Source organism: Nocardia sp. NPDC050435 (assembly GCF_040655395.1).
Classification (GTDB): Bacteria; Actinomycetota; Actinomycetes; order Mycobacteriales; family Mycobacteriaceae; genus Nocardia.
The window spans coordinates 176,041-193,656 of sequence record NZ_JBFAJW010000010.1 but is presented as its reverse complement, the minus strand read 5'-3'; the positions used below and the strand labels follow the sequence as shown (position 1 = coordinate 193,656).

16 protein-coding genes are annotated in these 17,616 nt (G+C 69.7%); 3 read left to right on the top strand and 13 right to left on the bottom strand.

What is annotated here, in order from left to right:
• Position 1 precedes the first annotated feature (1 nt).
• From AB0I43_RS29155 to AB0I43_RS29125, 7 genes are read right to left on the bottom strand one after another with little or no spacing between them, the layout of a single operon-like run.
• On the bottom strand, positions 2-1,357 hold the full coding sequence (locus tag AB0I43_RS29155; protein WP_356981152.1) for a glycosyl hydrolase family 28-related protein: 1,356 nt from the start codon (positions 1,355-1,357) through the stop codon (positions 2-4).
• On the bottom strand, positions 1,354-2,637 hold the full coding sequence (locus AB0I43_RS29150) for a protein tyrosine kinase (RefSeq protein ID WP_356981150.1): 1,284 nt from the start codon (positions 2,635-2,637) through the stop codon (positions 1,354-1,356). The genes AB0I43_RS29155 and AB0I43_RS29150 overlap by 4 nt, the downstream gene beginning before the upstream one ends.
• The gene (locus AB0I43_RS29145; protein WP_356981148.1) at positions 2,628-4,004 is read right to left on the bottom strand and encodes a hypothetical protein; all 1,377 of its coding nucleotides are present in this window, start codon (positions 4,002-4,004) and stop codon (positions 2,628-2,630) included. The genes AB0I43_RS29150 and AB0I43_RS29145 overlap by 10 nt, the downstream gene beginning before the upstream one ends.
• On the bottom strand, positions 4,001-5,017 hold the full coding sequence (locus AB0I43_RS29140; protein WP_356981146.1) for a glycosyltransferase: 1,017 nt from the start codon (positions 5,015-5,017) through the stop codon (positions 4,001-4,003). Before AB0I43_RS29140 ends, AB0I43_RS29145 begins: the two co-directional genes overlap by 4 nt.
• Complete coding sequence (locus AB0I43_RS29135) at positions 5,014-6,360, bottom strand: lipopolysaccharide biosynthesis protein (RefSeq protein ID WP_356981145.1); 1,347 nt, start codon at positions 6,358-6,360, stop codon at positions 5,014-5,016. Before AB0I43_RS29135 ends, AB0I43_RS29140 begins: the two co-directional genes overlap by 4 nt.
• Positions 6,353-7,510, bottom strand: a complete 1,158-nt coding sequence (locus tag AB0I43_RS29130) for a glycosyltransferase family 4 protein (RefSeq protein WP_356981143.1) — start codon at positions 7,508-7,510, stop codon at positions 6,353-6,355. The genes AB0I43_RS29135 and AB0I43_RS29130 overlap by 8 nt, the downstream gene beginning before the upstream one ends.
• On the bottom strand, positions 7,510-8,598 hold the full coding sequence (locus AB0I43_RS29125; RefSeq protein WP_356981141.1) for a glycosyltransferase family 4 protein: 1,089 nt from the start codon (positions 8,596-8,598) through the stop codon (positions 7,510-7,512). The genes AB0I43_RS29130 and AB0I43_RS29125 overlap by 1 nt, the downstream gene beginning before the upstream one ends.
• A 281-nt stretch (positions 8,599-8,879) precedes the next feature.
• Here AB0I43_RS29125 and AB0I43_RS29120 point away from each other — a divergent pair, with 281 nt between their 5' ends.
• Positions 8,880-10,223: a polysaccharide pyruvyl transferase family protein gene (locus AB0I43_RS29120; RefSeq protein ID WP_356981139.1), complete on the top strand. Its 1,344-nt coding sequence runs from the start codon at positions 8,880-8,882 to the stop codon at positions 10,221-10,223.
• A gap of 1 nt (position 10,224) precedes the next feature.
• Positions 10,225-11,058, top strand: coding sequence for a glycosyltransferase (locus AB0I43_RS29115; protein ID WP_356981137.1), 834 nt, complete (start codon positions 10,225-10,227; stop codon positions 11,056-11,058).
• 62 nt (positions 11,059-11,120) lie between these two features.
• On the opposite strand, the gene AB0I43_RS29110 is transcribed toward AB0I43_RS29115, so the two are convergent.
• Together AB0I43_RS29110 and AB0I43_RS29105 are read right to left on the bottom strand one after the other, a co-directional pair.
• The gene (locus AB0I43_RS29110; protein ID WP_356981135.1) at positions 11,121-11,714 is read right to left on the bottom strand and encodes an MspA family porin; all 594 of its coding nucleotides are present in this window, start codon (positions 11,712-11,714) and stop codon (positions 11,121-11,123) included.
• Between the two features lie 235 nt (positions 11,715-11,949).
• Entirely contained in the window at positions 11,950-13,035 is a 1,086-nt protein-coding gene (locus tag AB0I43_RS29105) for a methyltransferase domain-containing protein (protein ID WP_356981133.1), read from the bottom strand.
• A 35-nt stretch (positions 13,036-13,070) separates the two neighbouring features.
• Between AB0I43_RS29105 and rfbC the strand changes: the two genes are divergently transcribed.
• Positions 13,071-13,631 (top strand): dTDP-4-dehydrorhamnose 3,5-epimerase, encoded by a 561-nt coding sequence (rfbC, locus tag AB0I43_RS29100; RefSeq protein ID WP_356981131.1) that lies wholly within the window; start codon positions 13,071-13,073, stop codon positions 13,629-13,631.
• Here the strand turns inward: rfbC and AB0I43_RS29095 are convergent.
• The 4 genes from AB0I43_RS29095 to AB0I43_RS29080 are packed head-to-tail and all read right to left on the bottom strand — an operon-like array spanning position 13,609 to position 17,359.
• The gene (locus AB0I43_RS29095; RefSeq protein WP_356981129.1) at positions 13,609-14,643 is read right to left on the bottom strand and encodes an SDR family oxidoreductase; all 1,035 of its coding nucleotides are present in this window, start codon (positions 14,641-14,643) and stop codon (positions 13,609-13,611) included. The two genes, rfbC and AB0I43_RS29095, sit on opposite strands and share 23 nt — an antisense overlap.
• Positions 14,644-15,294 (bottom strand): PIG-L family deacetylase, encoded by a 651-nt coding sequence (locus AB0I43_RS29090; RefSeq protein WP_356981127.1) that lies wholly within the window; start codon positions 15,292-15,294, stop codon positions 14,644-14,646.
• Positions 15,291-16,067, bottom strand: a complete 777-nt coding sequence (locus AB0I43_RS29085; RefSeq protein WP_356981125.1) for a glucose-1-phosphate cytidylyltransferase — start codon at positions 16,065-16,067, stop codon at positions 15,291-15,293. The genes AB0I43_RS29090 and AB0I43_RS29085 overlap by 4 nt, the downstream gene beginning before the upstream one ends.
• Positions 16,068-16,087: 20 nt before the next feature.
• A complete protein-coding gene (locus tag AB0I43_RS29080; protein WP_356981123.1) occupies positions 16,088-17,359 on the bottom strand; it encodes a class I SAM-dependent methyltransferase in 1,272 nt (423 codons plus the stop codon).
• Positions 17,360-17,616: the final 257 nt, after the last annotated feature.

Below are 17,616 nucleotides of genomic sequence, written 5' to 3'. Positions count from 1 at the left end.
GTTACCCCCTGGGTCGTTGGCGTCCCAGCGGAGCCGTGCCCAGCGCACCCTCGGGCGACACGGTCAACCGCCAGTATCCGCCGGTTGTGTCCTTGAGGACGACACCGGCCTCGGGTCGTTCGGAAAGCCAGGCGCCGCTGGCGAGAATGGCCGCGCGCACGGCGCGGTCGGGGCCCTGGGCCTGGAAGATGTCGGCATCGCTGGCACCGGCCCGCCCGACCATCGTCCCGGCGAAATACGGCGTGTGCATGCTGTCGCGGCTGATCACCGTCCAGCCGTCGGGAAAGACGCCCGGGCGGATGTCGTCGGCGTTGGTGGAGATGAGGTTGATCGCGGTGCCCTCGGGACAGCCGGTGGGATCGACGCGGATATCGGTGGGCGCGCGATCCAGATCCTTGTCGAAGATGACATTCGCCAGATACGGCTGCCGGCAATAGATCAGGTCCACCCCGACATCGCGCGCGGCGACCTTGCAATTGGACATGCCGAACTGGGACGGACCGCCCCGTTTCAAATCGCCGATGGACAGCGCGATTTCGGCGCCCTCGAACCACACATTGGTCAGCCACCAATCGTTGGACGCGCCGTCGACCCGAATGTGGTTCACCGTCGTGCGCGGATCCCGGTCGGAGACGAATTCCACGTTGGTCAGGGCCAGACCGGCATTGTGATCGTTGCCGGTGCCGAGCACGCCGACGTAGTTGCTGGTCAATTTGGACGAGGTCACGTAGTTCTGGATGCAGGAGGTGACGATCCCGGTGCCGAAATTGTTGATGTCGCAGTTGATGAACGCGGTGCCGCCGGTGTCGCCCTCGAGCACCACGCCGCGCTGCTGCACGAATTTGGGGTGGTTGTCGCTGAGGTGGTTGCCGCGCAGCACCACGGCGTCGAACGAGCACCGGAAGCAGTTCGACAGCAGCACCGCGGTGGAGGCGGGCCCGGACATGAAGATCCCGAGCCGGGAGAACCGCACCCGATTCTGTTTGCGCAACTCGATCAGAATCGTGTCGGTGTCGCAGGTGATCAGCGAGACGTCGCCGCCGTCACCGAGCACCGTGGCGTAATCGGGCAATGCCGGGAACGCGGTCACCCGGTATTTGCCGGCCGGTAGATACAGCACCAGTGACGCGTCACCGACGTCGGCCGCGCGCGCCAGGGCCGCGGTGTCGTCGGCGACGCCGTCCCCGATCGCGCCGAAATCCTTGACGTTTCTGGCCGAGGGCGCGTCGGTCACGTGCGGTGACCGGAATTCCAGGCCGGGAGAATCGGAGGAAGCGCACGCCGCCAGGGGGAGCGCGGCGGCTGCGCCCAATGCGGTGACGAGCATTCTGCGGCGGTCGACACCATCATCTGTCATCTCCGTATTGTCTTTCCCATCAACCGTTTCAGGCCATTGCCAGGCTTGCTGTACGCTACCGCGCCGGTCAGCCGATCGGCGCCGAATGTCGCGACCGCGCCGCGCAATTGGGGGATATTGGTGGCATCGAGTTCGACAATTCCCAGAGTGTGCTCGCACAGCGGCGCCACCGCGATCGCGTCGGCGGCGTGCGCCACCGGCGCGACCTCCACCACGACGTGGTCGAAGTCGGTGCTCAGCTTGGCGAGTGTGCCGGCGAATCGCTCGGAGGCGAGCAGATCCGGGGTCCGGGTGTCCGCGGCGCCCAGCGGCAGCACGGTGAGCCCGGTCTCCGGCCACGAGGTGAGCGCCTCGGCGACCGGCGTCGCGCCGCGCAGCACCGCGGCCAGGCCGGGGCTGGTGTCCTCGCGCGAACTGCCGGCGCCCGAGGTGTCGGCGTCCACCAGCACCACATTGCGGCCGGTGTCGGCGAAGGATCTGGCCAAGGTCTGGGCCACCTCGGGCCGGGAATGCGGGGACAGGCTGGTCACCAGCACGGTGGCGGCGGGCCCGTCGCGCAGCAGCCGGGTCCGCAGCCGGCGCGTTTCGCCGATCGCACCCGGCCGCCCCTCGTCGATGATGCCGAGGATCGGAACCCGGCCGCCCAGTTCGCCTTCCAGGTCGTTGGAGGTGCGCACGGTCCGGTCGGTGCGGTCGCGCACGAACGCGGCCAGGCCGCCCAGTGCCAGACCCGCCAGCAAGCCGATCAGATAGATCCGGGTGCCCTGCGGCCCGGCCGGGGTGGTGGGCAGTTCGGCCTTGTCGATGACCTCCACCCGGGCCGCCGGCGCGGCGGTCTTCTCGATCGTCTCCAGCTCGGCGACCAGCTGGCGGAAGTGCGCCACCACGGTGTTGGCCAGATCCCTTGCCAGCTGCGGGTTCTCGTCGGTGACCGAGATGACGATGGTCGTGGTGGCCGGCGGCGAGGACGCGGTGACCTTGCCGCGCACCTCCTCGACCGACAGCTTGATGCTCAGGTCGTCGATGACCCGCTGCGCCACCGTGGCACTGGTGGCCAGGCCCAGATAGGACCGCACGCGGCCCTGCGCGGCCAGCCCGCCCTGATAGGAGTCGTTGACCGAGGTGCCGGTCGCCATCGAGACATAGGTGCTGGTGGAGGCGACGTAGACGGTGGGCTGCCCGCGCAGGTACAGCGCCGAGGCCGCCAGGCACACGGCCAGCACGGCGACGATGATCAGCCAGCGCCGCCGCGCCATTTTCAGATAGTCGGTCAATCCCATTGCGCGGAACCTCGTTTCCCTACTGGAAGAGCTGGAACGTCTGGGGCGGACCGCTGCGGTTTCGCGCGGCGCCGGAACTCCTTGACCGCCAGGTAGATCAGGAAGGCCAGGACCGCCGCCTGCAGGAATTTGCCGAGATTCTCCATACTGCCGAGGAAGCCGCGCTCGAACAGCGCCGAGGATCCGGTCATCGCCAGGGCCAGCACGACGAGCGGGAAGAAGCGGGAGTACAGGGCCTTCGCCCAGGCGAGCAGCAGCAGGAAGGTGAATACCGCGCCCAGCGCCACGCCGGTGTATCCGCCGATGACATAGCCCTCGTTGACATTGCCCTCGGCCAGCGACACCGAGACCTGGCTCATGTCCACCGACGCGCCGCGCACGTCGTTGGCCCACGCGACCCCGGACTGGAACTTCTGCGTGCCCAGCAGCTGCCCCGGGATCAGGCTGAGCAGTCCGTGGCGCAGCACCTCGGTCGCGGTCAGCCAGTAGTCCGGGCCGTGGTAGTAGGCGTCGGTGGCGGCTTCGAGCAGATCGAAACGGCGCAGGATCGAAAGGAACGGCCGCACCGGCGCCGGATACTGGGAATCCACCAGTGTCGCTTCGGCTTTCGCGAACTCGGTGGTCTTGAACGATTGCAGCCAGCCGAAGCCGACGATGCCGACGACGCCGATCACGCCGACACCGTAGGCCTTGGCCCGGCTCCAGCCGAGGATCGCGAAGCGTACGGCCACGGCCATCGCCGCGCCCAGGATCGGGGTCTTGGATTCGACCACCACCGTCCACAGCAGCTCCATCGCGAGCAGACCGCCCAGCACGAGCACGGTCGTCTGCTGCCGCACCGGGCGCAGGAAGATGATCAGGCCCATGGCGGAGATCGTCGCCATGATGGCGAAGAAACTCAGGATCGGATTGGCGCTGCCGACATCGCCGGCCTGCCCGGCCGAGCCGGTGGCCACGGTCGCGGCGCGGCCGAGCAGGCCGACGGCGTACATGGTGCCCAGGGCGGGCACGAAATCCGGGTTCGCCGTCAGCGCGGGCTCGGCGGGTACCGGACGGCGATGCGCCCAGAACGCGTAGGCCACCACCAATCCCGCGTACACCCACAACCCGAACACCACGTGATCGAGCACCAGCGCCATGATGCGGTCGTAGCCCAGATCGGCCAGCCGGGGATCGGGCACGTTGTCGCCGTAGTGCGTCCGCGGCTGCACGGTCAGCAGCACCACCGGGCGCCCCACATAGGACAGCGACCAGAACGCGGCCTGGCCGATCAGGAATACGCGCGCCACACCCGGAATCCGCAGCGCCGCGACGACGATCGTGAGCAGCGCGAGCGCGATCAGGACGATATCGGCGGCGGCGCTCACGACGCGCCCCCGCTCGCCGCGGCGAGGATCTCGCGCGCCCGATCGAGATAACGGTGCCCGTCGGCGGTGATGCGCCGGTGCCCGGCCTCGGCGATCGCGGCGGCCTTCTCCGGATGCGTGGCGCACCACTCCAGCAGGTGATACAGCTCGTCCTGATCGGAGAACAGCAGGCATTCGACGGTGTCGCGCAACAGTTCCGCGTGCTCGTCGGTGCGCTCGCCCACGAAGAGCCCACCCGCGGCGGGCACCTCGAAGGTGCGGCAGGTGTGGGTGTCGCGGTTGTCGGAGTTCAGCAGCACCAGGTTGGCGGTGACGCTCGCGACGACGGTCGAGTACCGCTGGCCGTAGACCGGCCCGCCGACCGTCGCGCCGGTGGTGCGCAGCTCCGGCACCCGCCGCCAGCCCGGCCCGCGCACCAGCATGTGCTCGCCGTAGCGGCGGGCGAGCTCGACCAGATCGTCGCGGCGATCGGGCCGGCACACGCCGATGAAACCGGCCAGGTACTCCCGGGTGCCGCGGCGGGCGGTGCGGTGGTGCCAGGCGGGATCGTAGGCGCTGCGCACGAACAGCACCTCCCGGGCGCCGCGGTCGCGCAGCTCGGGCACGTTGTGCCGCTTGGTGGTGACCACCAGGTCCCAGCCGGATTCGTGGGCCAGGTAGTCGGCGCTGATGTTGTCGGGGTTGGCGACGTCGTCGGGGCTGTAGTGCACGCGCACCCGGGCCGGCACCTCGAGCAGCCGGCGCTGATCCAGATGGACGCCCTTGAACACGACCAGCAGGTCCGGCCGCAGGGCCGCGGCGGCCTCGTCGATCGCGGCGTGCAGCCGCTCGACCTGCCACGGCGCGCGCCGGTGCGCGAGTTTGGCGTAGACCCAGGGCGCCGAGCCGCGCGCGGGCAGCGTCACCGCGGTGGAATCGAGCACGACGATCTCGTGGCCCGCCTGACGGAACCCGTCGGCCAGCGAGCGCGCGTTGCTGCCGACCCAGTCGTCGCCGACATAGAGGATTCTCACGAGGCCCCCTGTCGCAGCGACGGCACGGAGGCGACCGCGCGCTCGCGCACGATGAGCCAGCGCACGCGCACCAGATACCAAGCGGCGACCGTGCATTCGATGACCACCGTCCCGTAGACCAGGGTCCACACCGAATGCGTGCGGAAGGCGATGCCCAGTGCCACCGCCGCGACGCAGGTGCCCAGGATCGCCCCGATCAGCACCCCGGTGGTGTCCTGGCGTACCGGGAGCAGGGCGGTGGTGACGAAGGAGGTCACGGTCGTCGCGGGCAGGATGAGGACCTCCACCCGCAGCAGCGCGATGGCCGCGTCGAATTCGTTGCCGAACACCAGGTGGATCAGCATGGGCGCGGCCAGCCAGACCGCCCCGGCTGCCAGCGTCGCCGCGCCCACGCACAGTGCCAGCGCCTGCAGGGCGTGGCGCCAGAAGCGTTCGTCGCCGCTGCGCCGAGCCATCCGCGGCAGCAGCGCGAAACCGATGGGATCCAGGGTGGATTGGATGGCGCGGACCAGCCGGTCGCTGGCCGAGTACAGGCCGAGCGCGACGGTGTTCAGCACTGCGGAATACACCGCCGCCGCGCCCTGGCCGTACAGGGTGACCAGCAGCCGTGAGGTGAGAATCGGTGCGCCCGTGCGCAAGACGCCGCGGAACAGGTGCGGCCGGGACGGCCTGCCGTAGGTGCGCACCGAATCCCACCACGTCAGCGCCACCGTGGGCACCGAGGAGAGGAGCAGGCACAGCAGCGCCAGCTGCGCGCTCGGCAGCCGGGGCAGCAGCGCGAGCAGCAGGATCAGATAGCCGATGCGGCCGACCGCCTGATAGGCGGTCGAGGTGCCGAAGCGGCCCTGCCCGATCAGCAGCCAGTCCTCCGAGATCGACCAGAATCCGCCCGCGAACAGCCCGAGCAGGATCATGTGCACCGTCTCGGGCAGCGGGACCACCAGGCTCAGCAGCAGCGCCGAGCCGATGACCGCGAGGATGCTGACGCGGATCGCGAGGTAATCGCCGCGCAGCTGGTTGATGTGGGCGTGCCGCTCCGGGCCGTCGTGGCGGTCGGCCGCCTCGTGCACCCGCGCGGCCAGGAACTGGGTGATGCCGAGATCGACGAGCAGCGAGCCGAGGAAATAGGAGGACATGCCGATCGCGAGCAGACCCATGCCGTGCGCGCCGAGCAGGCGGGCGATCAGCGGCACCGTCACGATCGTGATCAGGTATTGGCCGTACTTGCCGAACATGACGTAGCCGATGTCGCGCAGCAGCCCGAGCGCGCCCTGGGCGCGATGCGTGCCGCCGCCGGCGCGGCCGCGGGTGTCGTCGTCTCTGCGGTGCTTGGGTTCAGACATGGCGCAGGTGCTCCAGAAAAGAGGCGACCGTGCGCGCCGTCGCGCCGATTGCGAAGTCGGCTGCCCGGACCCGGCCGGCCGCGGCCAACCGGGTCCGCAGGGCGGGATCGGGGAGGAGGGTGTCCAGGGCGGCGGTGAGCTGCTGTTGATCACCGCCGGTGACGAGCAGGCCGTCGACGCCGTCGGTGACGATTTCGGCGGGGCCGCCGGGCCCGGAGGCGATCACCGCGCACCCGGCGTGCATGCCCTCGACGATCACCTGGCCGAACGGCTCGGGCAGCACCGAGCAGTGCACCAGCACGTCGGCCGCGCGCAGATAGGTGCCGGGGTCCTCGACGTGCCCGGTGAAGGTGACCGGCAGCGCGAGCTCGGCGGCCAGGCGCTCCAGCCCGGCCCGGTAGGGCTCCTCGTCGAAGAAGGTGCCGCCGACCAGGAAGACTTGGCGGGGCGGCACTTTCGACTCCGCGAGCGCGCGCAGCAGCAGATCCTGGCCCTTCCAGGGGCTGAGCCGGCCGACCACCGCGACGACCACCTCGTCGGGGTGCCGCTGCGCCGCGCGGGGCTGCTCGGCGCCGAGTTCGACGCCGGGGTAGGCCACGACGGCGGGTTTGCGGCCGGTGGACAGGGTGGCCAGCGTGGCGCGGCTGTTGGCCAGATAGCCCTGGGCGGCCACGCGCCCGAGCGCGCGGATCACCAGGGTGGGCAGGCGACCGAAGTAGTCGGCCGCGATGCGATCGTGCACCTGCCACACCAGGGGGATGCGCGCGCGCCGCGCGGCGACGAGACCCATCACCAGCGCCTTGGTGCTCTCGGCGACCAGGACGTCCGCTTCGCGCGCCGCGCCGCCGAGCGCCCACCCCAGCCGCAGCAGGGCCGCGAAACCGGCGACCAGGCGCAGCGGGCCCGAGCCGATGGTCATCGCGCGGCTGTCGAAAGCGCCACGCACCACGCGGGTTTCGACCCCGCGCGCTCGCGTGCGTTCGACCATCGGCCCGTCCTCGGTGTAGATCACGCTCGGTGCGAATCCCGGCTCGGCGGCCAGCGCCGCGACCAGCCGCAGGGTGGCCAGTTCGGCGCCGGAGGGTGCGGCGGTATGGGCCAGGAAGAGGACTCGGGTGTGCCCGTGGTCCCGCCGCCCGCCACCCCGCATCACATCGCTCCGCCACGCTTGATTCGTCGGATATCCCGGTACATCGTCAGATGGCGCTCGGCTGTGACATCCCACGAAAAACTCTCCGCGTGCGCCCGGCATTTCGCGGTTCCGGGCAGGTCGCCGTCGAGCGCGCTGACGATTCGTGCACCGAGCGCCTCGGCGTCGCCGGCCGGAACGATCAGCGAAGGGTCCAGTCCCCGAACCGAATCCGGGAGCCCGCCGCAGTCGGTGACGATCGGCGCGCGCCCCGCGGCCAGCGATTCCAGCGCGATCAGCCCGAAGCCCTCGAGGGCGACGGTCGGCACCACCGTCAGTGTGGCCCGGGCGTACAGGGCGGTCAGTTCGTCGTCGCCGACATGCCCGGCGAAGCGCACCGAATCCCCGAGCGGGGCTGCCCGCGTGCGCAATTCGGCCTCGGCGGTGCCGGTGCCGACGATCACCAGCCGGGTGTCCGGGTGCTCGGCCAGCACGCCGGGCCAGCACCGCAGCAGGTTGTCGATGCCCATGCGGCGCTCCAGGCGGCGCACGCACAGTACCGTGCGCACGCCGGTGGCGGCGGGCGGCGGTTTCGCGGTGAACCGCGTCAGGTCTACCCCGGGAGGGATCACCTCGATGCGATCGGCGGGAACGCCGTAATCATTACCGAGGACCTCGCGGAAGTACTGCGAGAGCACGACGTACCGATCGGCGCGCAGATAGCGCAGCCGCTCCACGAGATACTTTGCCCGCGTCGCGATTTCGCGTTGACCGGCGAGTTTGCTCTCGGCCGCCCACGGGCCGTGGAAGTGCACCACCAGCGGCAGGCCGCCGCGCCGGTCGACGGCCGCGGGCCCGTAGAGGGAGAAGTGGCGGTCCAGCACCGTGCCCCGGGTCAGCTCGCGCCGATCGAGGAACGCGGTGCGCGCCCGGTGCGCCGTCGAACCGCCCAGCGGCCCCCAGGATCTCGCGCCGGCGGCCGCCGGCGCCGCCCCGAAGGCCGCCGCGGTGACGGCTGCCCCGGGGTTGCGGGCCAATGCCAGGAATAGGTCGGTGAAATACCGGTTCAGTCCGCCGGGGGCCGCCGCGAACCATTCCGAACCTGTCATATGGACAGAAACAAACCCGGGTTCTGCCGACACCCCAGCCCCCTAATTCCTCGCGTCGGTCGTCCCTGCGTAAGGACGTTTCTGCAGCGCAATGCCGAACTAGCTTCCCGCGCAACAGTCTAGGTGAATGCGGCCCGGGTGGGTCGACAACAACGGAGACCGAGGACTCTGGTCCGCGGGAGCGTTGCCGGTGTAAATTGCACAGCGAGTTCGAGCTCGCCGACGAGCCGACCCGCGGGGGGCCAGCGGGAGGATCAATAACTGTGGGGATTGGATCGTCAGTGGCGCAGCGAACCGACATCGCCGAGCGTGAAATACGCGTGCTCGTCGAGAACGGGGAATATTGGCTGCGAAATCGGGGCGACATCGCGATGATGGCCGTCACCGTCGAACGGCTGCGCGCACGCTGGCCGCATGCCCGCATCGGCCTGCTCACCCATCAGCCCGCGATTCTGCGCGGGCTGCTGCCGGAGGTGGAGCCGATCTGCGGGCCGGATTGGAACTGGGGTTCCGGTGGCTGGCTGACCCGCACTGCCACAACGAAACTGGTCGGCCCGGCCGCCCTGTGGTGGCGGGCGCGCACCGACGGTCCCAAGGACCGCCTCCGGTCGCTGCGGGCCGCCGGGCGTAATACCGCGCCGGAGCCCGCCGATGACATCGAGGAGACCCCAGAGGAGTTCCCGGTGCAGATTCCCGACGCCGTGCGCGAGGCCTCGCTGGTGCTCGCCCTGGGCGGCGGCTATCTCACCGACGTCGACAGGTATCAGGCCCATCGCACGCTGGATCTGCTGGAACACGCACGCGGCCTGGGTATTCCGACCGCGCTGATCGGCCAGGGCCTGGGCCCGCTGCACGACAAGCGGCTCTGGCGGCGGGCGGGCGAGGTGCTGCCCGGCGTCGATTTCATCGGCTTGCGCGAGGCGCGCCGCGGACCGGAACTGCTCGCCCAACTAGGCGTACCACGCGAGCAGGTGCTGGTCACCGGGGACGACGCCGTCGAATTCGCCTACCGGCTGCGCGATCCCAGGATCGGGGCCGACATCGGCGTGTGCCTGCGCGTGGCCGATTATTCCCAGGTCAGCGCCGCAGCCCAGGACACCCTCGGCACGGTGGTGCGCGCCCGCGCCGCCGAGCTCGACGCCGGGCTGGTTCCGCTGATCATCTCCGAATACGCCTCGGAGGACCGGCTTTCCACGCTGCCGCTGCTCGCGGGCGCGGAACGCGCGGTGGCCCCGGTGAGCCGCGGCGCCGACGCCCACGACGTGGCGCGCCAGGTCGCGCGCTGCCGGGTCCTGGTGACCAGCGCCTACCACCTCGCGGTGTTCGCGCTGTCGCAGGGCATTCCGGCCGTCGGCATCACCGCCTCGGAGTACTACGACGACAAATTCCACGGCCTGGCCGGCATGTTCGGCGCGGGGCTGCGCGTGGTGCACCTCGACGACCCGGACCTGTCCGACCGACTCACCGGCGCGATCACCGAACTCTGGGATAGCGCGCCGGCCCTGCGCGACCCGCTCCAGCAGCGGGCGATGGATCAGATCGACGCCAGCAAAGCCGGCTTGGAGCGCGTCTTCGGATTGGTGGAGGACGGACCGCTGCGGCCGGTGCAACGTTTAGGGGGCTGAAATGCCGAGGCTTTCCGTGGTCGTCCCGGCCTACAACGCCGGTCGCACTCTGGCGACCACGCTGTGCACCGTGCTCGAGCAGGATGTCGACTTCGAGCTACTGGTACTGGACAACGCCAGCACCGACGAGACCGGCGAGGTGGCGCACTCGTTCGACGATCCGCGCGTGCGGGTTGTCCGCAACGACACCGTGCTGCCGATCGGGGCGAACTGGAACACCGCGATCGAGGCGTCCACCGGCGAACTGGTGAAGGTGGTCTGCGCCGACGACGTGCTGCGCCCGGGTGCGCTGGCCGCGCAGCTCGAGGTCATGTCCGATCCGTCGATCGCCATCTCCTCGAGCCGCTTCGAGGTGATCGACGAGGCCGGCGCCGTGCTCGAAACCGAGCTGGGGCTGCCGGGCCTGCTCGGGCGGCAGTCGCCGCGGGCGCTGGCCCGCGCCATCGTGCGGCGCGGCCCCGCCGATTTCGGGCCGACCGCCGCGGGCATGTTCTATCGCGCGCATTTCGACAAGGTCGGCGGCCTGCGCGGCGATCTGGTCTTCCCGATGGATGTAGACCTGTTCGCCCGCGTCGCCTCCTTCGGCGTCTTCTTCGGCATGACCGAGATCCTGGCCGCCTGGCGCAATTCGTCGTTCAACCTGTGCAGTCAGACCTCGACGGTGAGCAAGCTGACCGACATGCTCAGGTTCCACCACCGGCTGGGCGGCGACCACCCCGAGCTGGTCTCGCGCGGCGACGTCCTCGTGGGGGACACCCGGCTGGCCCGGCAGGCGCTGCACCGGCTGCGCGTGCGCACCGTCGCGACGGTACGAAATCGCCCGGACCTCCTCTGAGGCCCGGGCGTTCCGGTGTGCTCCGGACGACTTCCGTCATCCCGGCGTGCTCTCGGCCGGGATCAAATCGTCCAGAGCTGTCCATAGGTGATCACGGTGTCACCGCTGGCACTGACGACGGCCACGAACGGACGGATATTGGTCGGGCCGAGCACCCCGGTCACCGTGCCGTGGAAGGCGCCGAGCCGCAGGTACCCCTCGATCCCGGACACATCGCCGCCGGCCACCTCGACCGTCTTGATGCCCGGGCCGAATCCGACCTCCAGCTCGATGCCCGCGCGCGGGATCAGGCTGTCGATCTTCAGCACCGAATCGTCGCCGAGGTCCAGGCCCAGGCCGGGCGTGGAGTACTCGAACTTCAGGCGGCCGTTCATGGTGGCCGGGAACCCGACCTGATAGCCGATGGTGATGTGGCCGTGCCACTTGTCGGCGTTCGGGCCGCTGATGCGCCAGGCCGCGGTGCCGTGGTGGAACCATTCCCGGGTCAACGGGTTCCCGTCGAGCGGCGGCACGAAATCGATGCGAGTATCGGACTGGATCGCCTCGACCGTGCGCGAGCTCTGGTCGACGATGCTGTTGCTGCTGTCGATCGCCGCCGCGGCCGAGCCGTTGCCGAGCGCCAATCCGGTCGCCAGGACCGAGGCCAACGCGAACATACGCACGCTCCGTGTCCGGAGCCGTGTTTCCCTCATCTGAATCCCCTTAATATCCCCGCGCCCCGATGCGCGCTCGACGGACGCCCTGCCGCGCCCGGTTGTCATCCCGCCCACCGCGCGAGGCAACATTTCATCGTCCAGCTTCATCAGGGTGAGAGTAAATAGTTTGTGTTGTTTCAAAAGATTCGAGCCGAGCGAGCTACGAATCCGCCGCGACGCAGCGAATCCGGGGCGATCAGTCTCCTTTCCAGGGTCCGTGCGGATGGTCCAGGTACCAGCGGTCCGCGAGCGCCGGATAGCGCGCGCGGACCTCGGGTAGCAGGTCGGGCAGGGTCAGCAGCACCGAATCCGGCCGCGCCGAGAGCAATTCGGCCGGGGCGACGATGGGCACGTCGGTGCCGGGCATGCGCCGCCCGTGCTTGGCGGGCGAGGCGTCGGCCACCGCCGTGATCAGCCCGCGGTGCACGCCGGCCAGGCTGAACAGGGCCACCGCGCGCGAGGCCGCGCCGTAGGCGTACACCCGGAGCCCCTGCGCGGCTTGCGCTTCCAGCCAGGACCGCAGCGCGCCCGCGTGCTCGTCGGTGACCCGCTGCAACCGCCGCAGCGCGGCGAGATCCAGGTTGCGGGCTTCGGCGGCCAGGATGTCGTGCACCGACTCGTCGGGTTCGGCCACCCCGTGCACCGCGGCGACCAGCACCGTGCCGCCGTAGAGATCGAACTCCCACGCGGCGATCACGCTCATCCCGGCCGCGCCCAGCAACCGGCGCAGCGTCGAGAGCGAATAGTAGGCAAAGTGCCCGTGCCGCAGGGCGTTCCACTGTCCGGAGGACACGATCGTGGCCAGCGAGTGATATTGCAGCAGCAGCAACCCGCCGGGCGCCGTCGCGGCCGCGCGGGCGGCGAAGGCCGCGCGCTGATCCGGTTCGTGCATGATCCCGAAGCAGTCCAGGACGACATCGGCCGGGCCGGACACCTCGCTGAACCCGCGCGCCGCCAGCAGCGGCACCCAGGTGCCCCCGTGCGGGCTGCCGAACTCGCGCACGGTGTGTCCCGGCAGCAGTGCCGCGACCTGTTCGACCGCCGAAGCCGCCTGCACGCGTAGGGCTTCGGGTTCGATGCCGCGCGGTTCCTCGGTGCGGGTGTCGTCCTCGGCGAGCTGGGCCAGCCCGCACACCGGGCACAGGTCCATGCGCAGCGGATGCGCTGTCTCGCTCGCCCCGATAGGGGTCTCCGCGGCCGGAAAGTAATCGGCCGCAGGAACTTTCCCCAGATCCAGGACCGGCCGCAGCCCGCCGTTTCCGCATCCTCTGCAGACAATCACGGCAATTCACCCTCTCCTCATGCGACGATGACCCGGTGCGTATCGAGCGATGCGATTTGGCGGACGTGCTGCTGCTGACACCAGAGCCCCACCGCGACGACCGTGGCCTGTTCACCCGGACCTTCGACGCCGAACTCTTCGACGACTATCTCGACAGTCCCGGCGCCGCCGCGAGTTTCGTGCAGGATTCGCAGTCGCGTTCCGCGCGCGGCGTCCTCCGCGGCATGCACGGCCGCTCGGGGCGCGGCGAGGCGAAGCTGGTGCGCTGCGCCAACGGCGCGGTGCACGACGTGCTGGTCGATATCCGGCCGAATTCGCCCTCGTTCGGCCGGCAGCAGGCGTTCCGGCTCGACGACATCGCCTTCCGCACCCTCTACGTGCCGCCGGGCTTCCTGCACGGCTTCCAGGCGCTGTCGGCCCAGGCCGACGTCTGCTATCGGATCGACCGTCCGCACGATCCCGCCGAGGATCTCGGTGTCGCGCACGACGATCCGGAGCTCGGCATCGAGTGGCCGATGCCGGTCACCGTCCTCTCGCCCCGCGACGCCGCCGCCGGTAGCTGGGAACATCTGCTCAGGACCGTGTGGAGGGGGTGAGCCGGCGCATCGAGGCGTCGAGCACCCCGCTCTCACGTAGCCGTTCCAGATGCGCCAGCCGGGTGAACCGCTGGAAGAAGTCCGCGCTGGTGAGCCCGCGGGTGAGGTATTCCTGATAGAGCTGCGCCGCGCCCGCGGGCACGCTCCACCACGCCTTGAAGCCGAGTTCGCGGCGCGCCGCGGAGAAATCCACCCGGTAGGAGCGCGGGTCCGGTCCGCTCTCCCCGGTGATGACCAGCCGTGAGTCCGGCACCGCCGCCACCACCGCCTCGGCGATCTCCGCGACCGTCAGATTGTTGTCCTCGGTGCCGACGTTGTAGGCGCGGCAGTGGATCGCCGCGATCGGCGCGGTCAGGCAGCTGGAGAACGCCCAGGCGATGTCCCCGGCGTGCACCAGCGGCCGCCATGGGGTGCCGTCGGAGAGCACCTTCACCTCGCCGGTGAGCACCGCGTACCCGACCAAATTGTTCAGCACGATATCCGCGCGCAGCCGCGGCGAGAAGCCGAAAGCCGTTGCGTTGCGCAGGAATACCGGTGAGAACCCGTCGTCGGCGAGGGCGGCGACGTCGTCCTCGACGCGCACCTTGCTCTCCGCGTACGGCGTGAGCGGGCGCAGCGGCGCGTCCTCGGTGACCAGTTCCGCGCCGCCCGCGCCGTAGACCGAGCAGGTGGAGGCGTAGAGGAAGCGGCGCACGCCCGCCGCCTTCGCCAGCCGGGCCAGCCGGACCGAGGCGTGATGGTTGATGTCGTAGGTGATCTGCGGCGCGAGCGCGCCCAGCGGGTCGTTCGACAGCGCCGCGAGATGGACCACCGCGTCGAAGCCTTCGAGCTGCTCGACGGTGACGTCGCGCAGGTCGACGGCCAGGCCGGGTGGATCGCCGGGCAGCTCACCCAGGACGCAGTCCTGGAAATACCCGATGTCCAGGCCCGTCACCTCGTGCCCGGCGGCGCGTAGCACCGGCACCATGACCGTGCCGAGGTATCCCTGATGTCCGGTGACCAGAACTCGCATTCACTCGCCTCCCAGTGCGATAACGGCTTTCTCCAGGACGAACGCCTCGGCGTGCTGCGCGCGGCACTGCACCCCGCGCAGCCGGGTCAACCCGGTGAAGGCCTGTTCGTCGAACCAGTCCCGGCCGACCTGGGACGGGTAGTGCTTGTGCAGCAGCCGGGCCTTCTCCTCGGCGACCTCGGTGGTCACCGGGTGGAAGACGGTCGGCCGCGGGGTGTCGGTCTCCCATTTGAGGATCTCGTACCCCAGGATCAGCTGATCCCGGAACTCGGTGGGCGCCAGTTCGGCCAGCAGCCGATGATCCTGATGGGCGTCCTCGCGGTGCGGCGCGAAGACCAGGTCCGGCGCGGTGCGTCCGCGAAACGTACGCAGCGCGTTCTTGATCCGGTCCCAGTGCGCGGGTGCGCGGCCATCGGGCAGGTCCAGCACGGCGAGCGTGAGATCGGCGTCGGGGCAGAACGCGCACAGCGCCGAGAGCTCCTCGTCCGCGCGCGCGGTGCCCGCGCCGGAGAGCACCAGCGCGCGCACCCGCAGGCCCGGGCGTGCCCGGGCCAGGGTGAGCAGCGTCGCGCCCATGCCGATCGCGATATCGTCGCAATGCGCGCCGAGTAGCGCGATTTCCGCCACGGGCGCGGCGGAGAGGCTGATCACCTCTGCTGCTCCCACACCATCCAGGGGCGCTTGCCGGTGCGGTAGGCCTCGTCGAGCTCGGCCCGCTCCTTGAAGGTGTCGGCCGGCTTCCAGAAGCCCAGGTGCTGGTAGCCGAACAGCCGGCCCTGGCCGGCCAGCGTGCCGCACGCGTCGGCCACCAGATCGCCGCCGGGCGGCAGCAGATCGAACACCTCCTGGGTGAGCACGAAGTAGCCGCCGTTCTCCCACAGCGGCATTCGCGAGACCGGCATGATGTCCTTGACCTCACCGGCGGGCGTGACGTCGACGCAGTGGAACGACTGCTGCGGCGGCACCACCATCATCGAGGCGGCGGCCCCGGAGGCGTCGAACTTGCCGATCATCTCGTCCAGCGGAGCGTCGGTGAGCACGTCGGCGTAGTTCGCCAGGAAGCGCTCGTCCCCGTCGAGGTAGGTGCGCACCCGCCGAAGTCGTTCTCCGATAGCGGATTCCACACCGGTGTCGACGAAGGTGATGGACCAGTCGCTGATGTCCTCGCGGAGCAGTTCGACCTGACCCTCACGGATGACGAAATCGTTGGACACCGATTCGTCGTAGGTGCGGAAGAAGTTCTTGATGTGGGTGGCGCCGTAGCCCAGGCACAGGATGAACTCCTTGTGCCCGTAGTGCGCGTAGTAACGCATCACGTGCCACAGCAGTGGGCGCGGACCCACGAGTTGCATGGGCTTGGGCAGCATGTCGGAGCCGTCGCGCATCCGCATGCCGTAGCCGCCGCAGAAGAGCACTACTTTCATGAGACTTCCCTCCCCGGGAATTAGGTGGTTCCGGTGGACCCAGCACCGGTAGGTCGGTCCGCACTGACCGTCAGGTCCGCGTGATGCAAGGTGGGCAGCGGATAGACGAGCTCACCGCCCCAGTCCGAGATGTGGCGCAGCTGCGCGGTGATCTCGGTTTCCAGATTCCACGGCAGGACCAGCACCACGTCGGGCCGGTCGGCATCGATGCGCTCCGGCGGATGGATCGGGATCCGCGTGCCGGGGGTGAATCTGCCGTGTTTGTAAGGGTTTCGGTCGACTGTGTACTCCAGCAGGTCGGGCCGGATCCCGCAATAGTTGAGCAGCGTGTTGCCCTTGCCGGGCGCGCCGTAACCGACCACCCGTTTTCCCGCCGCGCGCATGTCCAGCAGGAAGCGCAGCACGTCCTGCCGGACCTGCTGGGCGCGCGGGGCGAAGTCGGCGTAGCCGGCGGGGGAGTGCAGGCCCGCTTCGCGTTCCATGGCCAGCACCTCCTCGACCGCGGGGCCGGGCCGGGCGACGGCCTCGGGCCGCGCCCATAGCCGGATCGAACCGCCGTGGGTGCTCAGGAGTTCCACGTCGACCACCGTCAGGCCCGCGGTCGCGAGTGCCCGCTGGGCGGCGAGCACCGTGTAGTACTGGAAATGCTCGTGATAGATGGTGTCGAACTGGCCCAGGCGGATCAGGTTGTAGGCGTGGTGCACCTCGATGGAGAGCCAGCCGTCGTCGGCCAGCAGCGTGCGGAGCGCGCGGGTGAAGCCGCGCAGGTCGGGGATGTGGGCGTAGACGTTGTTGGCCACCACCAGGTCGGCGGGGCCGTGCGCGGAGCGCACCTTCGCCGCCGAATCCTCGTCCAGGAAGGCGGTTTCGGTGGGCACACCGACCGCGCGGGCGGCGGCGCCCACGTTCACCGAGGGCTCGATGCCCAGGCAGGGCACGCCCGCCCGGACCAGATGGCGCAGCAGGTAGCCGTCGTTGCTGGCGGCCTCCACCACGAAGGACTCCGGACCCAGCCCGAGCTTCGCGACGGCGCCGGCGACGAATTTCTGTGCGTGCCGCACCCAGCTTTCTGAATACGACGCGAAATAGGCGTACTCGGTAAATGTTTCCTCGGGGGTGATCAGCGCGGGGATCTGCAATAGGAGGCAGTCCGCGCAGAGGCGCAGATGTAGCGGGAAGGTCGGCTCGGCAAGATCGAGTTCGGCTGCCGTCAGGAACTTTTCACACGGCGGTGTAGCGCCGAGATCGAGCACGCTCGACACCCGTTCGGAATCACACAGTCGACAACGCATGCAGCACCCACCATCGCCGGAGAAAGTATTGGCGCCCGGCGCATCGCCGGCACGCCCGTTAGTTCGACCCGATCCAGTGAGACGTTACAACGAACGCCCTGCGTGTCGGGGGCGAAATCAACTGGGCGGTAGCGGGTTCCGGACGCGATAGGGGTCGATCCGGTCGTCGGCATACCGGCCGCTACCTCATTCCCCCGGGGGCTTTCCCCCTATTGCGATCGCCCGGCCCGGCCACGGAAGATCTGTCACCAGGCCAC